Source organism: Seinonella peptonophila, assembly GCF_900129355.1.
GTDB classification, from domain to species: domain Bacteria; phylum Bacillota; class Bacilli; order Thermoactinomycetales; family Thermoactinomycetaceae; genus Seinonella; species Seinonella peptonophila.
This window is the reverse complement of record NZ_FQVL01000022.1, coordinates 23,470-31,205: the sequence shown is the minus strand read 5'-3', so window position 1 is coordinate 31,205 and position 7,736 is coordinate 23,470. Positions and strand designations below refer to the sequence as shown.

At 35.9% G+C, this 7,736-nt stretch carries 6 protein-coding genes; 2 read left to right on the top strand and 4 right to left on the bottom strand.

The features are described from left to right. Nucleotides 1–402: RNA-guided endonuclease TnpB family protein (locus BUB71_RS18105; RefSeq protein WP_139279189.1), on the top strand; the 402-nt coding region annotated here is incomplete at its 5' end. A 574-nt stretch (nucleotides 403–976) separates the two neighbouring features. On the opposite strand, the gene BUB71_RS18100 is transcribed toward BUB71_RS18105, so the two are convergent. The 4 genes from BUB71_RS18100 to BUB71_RS18085 form a co-directional block, all read right to left on the bottom strand. Then, nucleotides 977–2,464: a DUF6056 family protein gene (locus tag BUB71_RS18100; RefSeq protein ID WP_073158482.1), complete on the bottom strand. Its 1,488-nt coding sequence runs from the start codon at nucleotides 2,462–2,464 to the stop codon at nucleotides 977–979. A 107-nt stretch (nucleotides 2,465–2,571) separates the two neighbouring features. Next, nucleotides 2,572–3,891 (bottom strand): sensor histidine kinase, encoded by a 1,320-nt coding sequence (locus BUB71_RS18095; RefSeq protein WP_073158479.1) that lies wholly within the window; start codon nucleotides 3,889–3,891, stop codon nucleotides 2,572–2,574. Beyond that, complete coding sequence (locus tag BUB71_RS18090) at nucleotides 3,884–4,576, bottom strand: response regulator transcription factor (protein ID WP_073158477.1); 693 nt, start codon at nucleotides 4,574–4,576, stop codon at nucleotides 3,884–3,886. The genes BUB71_RS18095 and BUB71_RS18090 overlap by 8 nt, the downstream gene beginning before the upstream one ends. A gap of 120 nt (nucleotides 4,577–4,696) precedes the next feature. Beyond that, nucleotides 4,697–5,437 (bottom strand): sialidase family protein, encoded by a 741-nt coding sequence (locus BUB71_RS18085; RefSeq protein ID WP_175552422.1) that lies wholly within the window; start codon nucleotides 5,435–5,437, stop codon nucleotides 4,697–4,699. A 282-nt stretch (nucleotides 5,438–5,719) separates the two neighbouring features. On the opposite strand from BUB71_RS18085, the gene BUB71_RS18080 reads away from it, so the two are divergent. Beyond that, complete coding sequence (locus BUB71_RS18080; RefSeq protein WP_073158471.1) at nucleotides 5,720–7,705, top strand: hypothetical protein; 1,986 nt, start codon at nucleotides 5,720–5,722, stop codon at nucleotides 7,703–7,705. Nucleotides 7,706–7,736: the final 31 nt, after the last annotated feature.

Below are 7,736 nucleotides of genomic sequence, written 5' to 3'. Positions count from 1 at the left end.
CATGAAAAAATAGTAAATGCACGGCACGACTTCTTACATAAATGGTCCACTAAGCTCATACGTGAAAACCAAACGATCGCTTTAGAGGACTTACAAGTGGCGAATATGGTGAAAAACCACAGCCTAGCTAAATCCATTACTGACGTCTCATGGTCCGAATTTGTAGCCATGCTGGAGTACAAGGCACAATGGTTCGGAAGAACCATTGTGAAAGTAGGGAAAACCTTTCCATCCAGTCAGCTTTGTTCCAACTGTGGTTACAGAAATAAGGAAGTGAAAAGCCTCAACCTTAGAAAGTGGACATGTCCTGATTGTGGTACAGAACACGACAGAGACATGAACGCCGCTACGAACATCTTGCAAGAAGGTATAAGACTCATTGCCGCTGGAATGGCGGTATAGCTTGGTTCATATCCCGTCAGTAGATGGGAGTTCCCAAGAATCCCCCACCTCTTAGCGTTAGCGTAGGTGGCGGGAGTGTTCAATACTCATACATCATTTGAATTTCACTTTGTTTCCCTCTTGTTTACCTAATCTAGATAAACATGTTGTCGGCGGAGCTCGCCTCGGGCTACAAGATCTGGAAGTTCCTGCGTCCGTTGCTGAAGCTGGAACATGCTTTGCTACACGAATGGAGGAACAGTCCCATAAGTGGTAGTCCCCACTACAAGTCTTCCACTTTACTGTACGATGATGTGCAGTTGGGCCATGTCCCCTAGGTCATGTTTCGGCATGGCTGTTAACCAAAATGATCTGAATATTACAAATATAACATATCCTAATGATAAAAATTTATCATGAAGTCTTCACTATATCTTTAACCAACACTCTCATGAAATTCTCAAGCGACTTTAGAGATAGGCAAATGATTCTCCCATCCTTCCCAGTTCACAAGAATCAAGCCCTTCCTTTTCATTGATTTTCCTTTGCGAAGAATTTGCTTCAGTTCGTTTTTTCAACTGAACCTCTCATATTTTCATTTCAATAACTCAATCTTAGTATCCATGGGAATTTGATAATATGCCTTAAATGCATCGACTACCCAAGGATAATTCGTAATTTCATAAGCTGCATAATATCGATCTTTTAACGCTGGCAACTTCATAACACCATTCAATGGTTCTCTACTTGTTTGTATGATATTGATCCGTTTCTCTTGCACAACTGCATTATGATAGTAATTTTTTAGCGTTACCCCATAGTGAAGGAATGCACATATTCCTAACGTAATCATAAATACACGTATATATCGAAGCTCTTTGATTTGACTGATCAAAAAAGAAATCAAACAAATAGCAAACGGAATAGCTGGAAAAGCAACTCGTCCCCCCGCCACTGGAGCGGTAAAAATCATGATAAGATCAGGCATTAGAAAACCAATCGTAAATGCAAAATACAAACACTTCTTCTCTTTGATTCCAAGATAAAAAGCCAATAAGCAAATCATGATCATCACTAATAATCCATAGATTGTTGTAAGCAATTGATTCGTAAAAACTTGATAAATAGAAAATCTACCAAATAACTCAATCGAGAAAAGAGCAGGAACTAATAGAATTTGAATAACAATAAATGCTACCATATTTTTTGTTTTCTGATAAAAAAGCAATGCTAAAAAGAATGTAACCAAGACGATGAAGACTGTTTGTTGCAAAACAAAGTAATTCATTACATATGGTAAAGTATGTTTGATTTTCCCTAACATAGATAAATGATTATAGAATGCAAGAGAATGATCTAAAACTCGAAGTTTCGGACCTGGGGCTAGAAATAAACAAATAGCACCCAGAATAACTGCTAGCGCAATACTGATCGGACGAAGCTCGACTCTCTTTCGCTGAAACCATTGCTTAAATAACCATAAAGTAACCAGTACCACGCTTAAAGCTGACACTTGTTCTTGTGACCAGCCAGCTAAAAATCCAGCCATTATAAAAAATATATAAGCTATGTTACTTTGCACAGGTTGTCCGATATCACTTCTACGAAAATAGGCTATGAATAAAAAGAGAAAGATCATCGGATAGATATAATTAAATGCGCCCGTGGCGTAGTTAATGGTTTGTCTCATGATCAGGATATGAATAGACATAAATAGCGTGACAATAATCATACTTCTGTAGACATCATCTCTTTTTGGCAAACGAATATAGATCGTATAAAACATGCTATATGCGAGCAATGTAAGCAGTAAAGGATTTACTAAACGCCATAGCTCAATTCCATTCACAAGCGTAAAAATCGTGAATATATTGATCAACAGTCTACCGTTGGCATGAAAATAATCATATAATTGCGTGTTCAACACATTTTGAAATGAAAACTCCTGGCCCTGAAACTGAGAATACAAGCCAAAATAAGCTGCATAACGAAAATCATCACCATATAAATAAACAAAATGGTTCATCAATAAAAGAAGTACAAAAAATACAAAAAAGGGATAATGACCATATCTATTTTTCACATTAAGACATCCTTTAACATATTGATCCAACACAGCAACCTTTCGCCAACGAAAGAAATATCAATCTGGTATAGCTATTCACAAAGATTCATCTTGTTCAAGCTCATTTATTCATGAATGATCCGAAATTTAAATGTAAAGGTAGTATGTTTGTTTTCTACACTTTCAACCGCTATTTTTCCTTGATGTCGATCAATAATCGCTTTGGCTACAGCTAGTCCCAATCCATATCCATTTGCATTCACTCTTGAAGCGTCTGTCCGATAGAACCGATCGAAAATTTTTGTTAATTCCTCCTTTTTTATTCCTTGTCCTGTATTTCGAATCGAATAAATAACTTGGCGAAAGTTGGAACAAACACTAATTGAGATATGCCCATTTTTATTTGTATATTTGATCGCATTATCTAACAAAATGATTAATAATTGCTTAATTTGATCTGGATCACCTTTCATTTTTATATTAGGTTCAATTTGATGGCGAAGATGAACTTGGTTTTCAAATGCTACAGCTTCCATTGACAATATAACATTGTTTACCATATTGCTAAAATTAAAGGTTCGATAAGCGGTCCGAATTGTTGTATCCTCCGTTTTAGCTAGATATAATAAACCATTGATTAATTTCGACATACTTGCTATTTCTTCCCGAATATGATCGAACCATTTTTTTGATTGTTCAATCGTATTTTCTCTACTTACAAGTATTGCATCTGTGTTAGCACTGATAATTGCTAATGGGGTCTTTAACTCATGAGAAGCATGAGCAATAAATTGTTTCTGTTTTTCCCATGATTCTTCGATTGGTTGAATAGCCCGATTAGCAAAATATAGACTCATACAAAAGATAGCAACTACCATACCAATTCCCACGATGATTAATGTTGTTAACAGCTCCTGCAACATTTGATAAGAACTAGTCACATCGAGAAAAGCAATAGAGCTCCCTTCACCCTTATTTTCCTCTACTTTTGAAGAGACTACATTACCATCATGGAAAGTGTTTACTTGATTAGAGATAAGGGGTATTTTAGAATAAGCCCATTTCTTCCCATATGCATCGATAATTGCATATTTTTCTTTATTTTCCCAAGCAAGAATAGATAATTTTTGATATATCTGGTTGGATAAGTTCAGATATGAATCAACACTTATCATTTTTCCCGTTTTATCAACACGACTTACAAATGAGAGTGAGCGGTTTACTAAGACTTGAGCATTTTGAAATTTTATATTTTTACTATCTTCTATTGGTCCGTTAGTAGTAACCATTTGATTCATCACTTCTAATGGACGTAACTTCTCTTCTATCTCACTTTGTACTTTTTTATACGTGATAGAATAGATAACAGCTAATGCAGTAATCATCACGAATGAAATAATCGTGATGTTGATGAGCAAAAAATGGTTACGCAGCTTCTTAAACATTTTCTGCTGCACCTTTCATTTTTAAAATATAGCCAATTCTACGTACTGTTTGAATCATAATATCTGCTTGTATATTATGAAGCTTCTTCCGTAAAAACGAGATATAGACTTCAACATGATTATCAGTAGCTTCTGAATCAAAACCCCACACTTTTTCAATGATCATATCCTTCGAAAGAATTGTATTTCTCCTATTCATTAATAACTCCAACACTTGACACTCTTTTGGTGTTAAGCGAAAATCACGATTGTGGCACCTTAGAACCAACTGATGCGGATCTAATTCAACAGATCCAAATTTTAATATACCATTTTGATGCCATACTTGCTGACGCCGTCCTAAAGCACGTATACGAGCTAACAGTTCCTCTGTAGGTACGGGCTTTGCTATATAATCATCCGCTCCGCTATCTAACCCAGTTACTTTGTCATCTGTTTCTCCCAAAGCAGTTAACATCATGATCGGAACTTTAATTTTTTGCTTCCGTAATTCTTTTAACACATGAATTCCATCTAACTTAGGTAGCATAATATCTAAGATTATCATATCATATATCCCAGATAGACCTGCATAAAGCCCACTCTCACCATCTGATTCTATATCAACAATATATTGATTTATTTTTAGAACATGCGCTATTGCTTCTGATATATATTTTTCATCTTCAACGAGCAAAATTCTCAATTGATTCCCTCCGCTCTGTATATATTCCCAATATAGCCCCTTGTTTGAAAATAAAGAAGACCGAATGTTATCCAGCCTTCTTTATATCACACTTATCATTTTTTATAAATTCACAGAGCTTTAATGTTCGATTACAACATGTTGTTGACCATGCTGTTCCATTTGAATCCCATTTGGAGGGTTTTTGCTCCAAGTTTTCCCATCATTCGTTGAATACTCTGTCTTCCCATTCGTCTCTTTAATCATCACATTACCTTTAGCGCCTTTATTTGTATGGAATTTTTTGTCACCTTGAGTATATATGATTGAACCATTTTTTCCGACTATAACACCTTTAGGTGGAGTTTTACTCCAGGTTTTCCCATCATCTGTCGAAAACTCAGTTTTCCCTTTTATCTGTCTTACCAAAAGCTTACTTTTAGCACCTTTATTTGGATCCAATGATTTATCGTCTGTCGTAAATATGATCGAACCATCTTTTCCGACTATCACATCTTTTGGTGGGGTTTTACTCCAGGTTTTCCCACCATCTGTTGAAAACTCAGTTTTCCCGTTCTGTGTTCGAACTTGTAATTTTTTCTCATTCAAAGCAAATTTCTGATTTGGAATTGCCTCGTTTGGCGAAAACTGGACTTTGTTTTTTCCATTGTTATTTGAATATAGCGTAGGGCCAGTTCCAGCTTTAACTATCGGTTGTGTTTTGAACTCAAACTGATCTTTCAATCCTGATTTTGTACCACTTTCTGCTTTTTCAGCAAAAGTTGCTCCAGTACCAATCGACAATACTAATGCTCCACATACAGCAGTAATCCCTAACATTTTCTTGGTCGAACTGAGAGAAGAAAAAAACCGTTTCATCATACATACCTCCATTAAAATAATTTGCTTTTGTATTGATATTTCCTTGCAAGATTATCTTAATGGACATACCTTTAACGAAACTTAAATTCTCTTTATTTTTTTCTCTATTACTTTACTCATTCGATGTGAGATGCTTGCTGCTCAAATACATATAAAATATCTTGTATTTATGGAAAAAGTTACTTCCAATAGGCTTTTTTTGCTATGCTAAAAATATAACGAACTTGATAAGCATTGACTATCCTTCATTATAGGATACATACTAATCCAACTAGATTCGAGGTGAGTAAAATCATAGAAAAAAACAAGCTCTCAGCGATAAAAATAAAAATTGTGCGGCAGCTTTTCCAATTACTAGAGGAAAATCAATATAATCAACCTGTAACCAATTCACAATTACAACAGCACTTAACAGAGGTAAATCAGCTTTTATTAAAACAATATTTATCCGATTTACATAAAGGAAATGTTTTAGAGAGGGGAAAAAAAGCAGGCGAGTATTGGCTTGGGGAGCAAATTCGCAATCTTGACCTTTCAGCAATCGGACTTACAAATGAGGATATAGCGAAAGCGCTAATCAAACAGCAAGAAGGAAAAATGCGATATCAGGGAAAACTGAGATTATCTCCAGAACGATTGAAAATCGTACAGACAGTGATCACATTATTAGAGGAGCATCAATATCGTCAGCCGGTTACAAAGATTGAGCTAAAAAATGTGTTATCTGCTGTTAACGATAATACCTTAAAGGACTATTTATATGAATTAGAAAAGGCAAAGATATTAACAAGCGGAAATATCGGAGAATATTGGCTCGGATCACGGATTGTAGATGTTAACTTTCCCACCGCAACGGGACTATCTGATGAAGGCATTGTCAAAGCCTTTAAAAAACAGCAATTAGGACAAACTCAACAACATCAGAGACTTAGATTAACCCCTGTACAATTAAAGATCATGCAAACGATAATCGGATTGTTAGAGGGGCGTGAATATCATCAACCAGTAACAAGGATAGAGATAAAAAACGTTCTATCTGATGTAAAGTCTAGTACGTTTAGAAACAATCTTCTTTCCTTAATACGAAATGATATCTTAATAGAAGAGAATACTGGGGAATATTGGCTTGGGACACAGATTGAGAAAGTTAACTTTCCTGCTGCAATGAAACTGACTGCTAATAAAATCTCCGATATTTTATCCTTACAGCATACAGGCAGGCAATCATATCAACAAACGAATATACCTGAACCACAGCCAGATCCATCACTAGAAACGAATGCTGACCGAGTAGAAATAATGAATGAAAAGGCTCAAGAACAATGGATGAAACGTGATTTACCTGCTTTCTGTCAACAACTTATAGAGTTGAATCGGTATTTAGACCAACTCATCCAAGATGGATCAACTCCAACCTCCGATCTGGAAAAGACCTTGGCGGTAATCCCTGAGTTTGCCCAATTAGAGATAGATAAGCCGACTAATGGTCTGCTTTTTACTAGCCTTCTTCGTTTGCAGTGTATTTCACCATTACAATCCCTTCCACAAGGGGTAAAACCATGCAAGCAAATGTTCACTGCTCTCTATCAACCTTTATATTTGTCGGCGCAAGAAATGACTGATTCTTTTCATTCAGTAGAACAAATGGGTTATACAATTCCACCCGTGATGAGAATTCACTATCCGATTGTCGAACGAATCAGCCAAGGTTTTAGCCTATTAGAAGCTAAACAGACAGAAGAAAATCCTTATTCTAAGTATGAGATCATGCATCTTACTGAAGCGGCCGTATCACTTAATCAACATTTAGATCGTTTATGGAAACATGATCAGCGTGTAAAATCACCTCAATCTAATTTATTACAACCATTTCTCAACTTTCTTTCCAGGCAAATGAATTTACAAGGTCATCATCCAGCATCCAAACAACCAATCAAAATATCTCATAAGTCCTCTTCCGCTTCACAGCGGCAAACTTTATACCATACAGGAATGGGAACACAAATACGCATGAAAATATTTGCTCAACAGGGACTACAACTACCGGAATCTTTGATAACAAAATGGTATCAACCTCAGCTAATCAAACAGCCAAGAAGAAAAAAACCTCAATTAAATAAAGCTGGACTTATGGATATACAATATAAACTCATGCCCAATTATACATTTAGGCAAATCGACCCGATTTTAGTAGGTTATCAAGAGGTGCAACGAGCCTCCATTGACATCCTTGATGCTCCTACAACAGAAAGAGAAATGGATAAATAAAGAATTTGTTCATTCAAACTGATGAAAAACC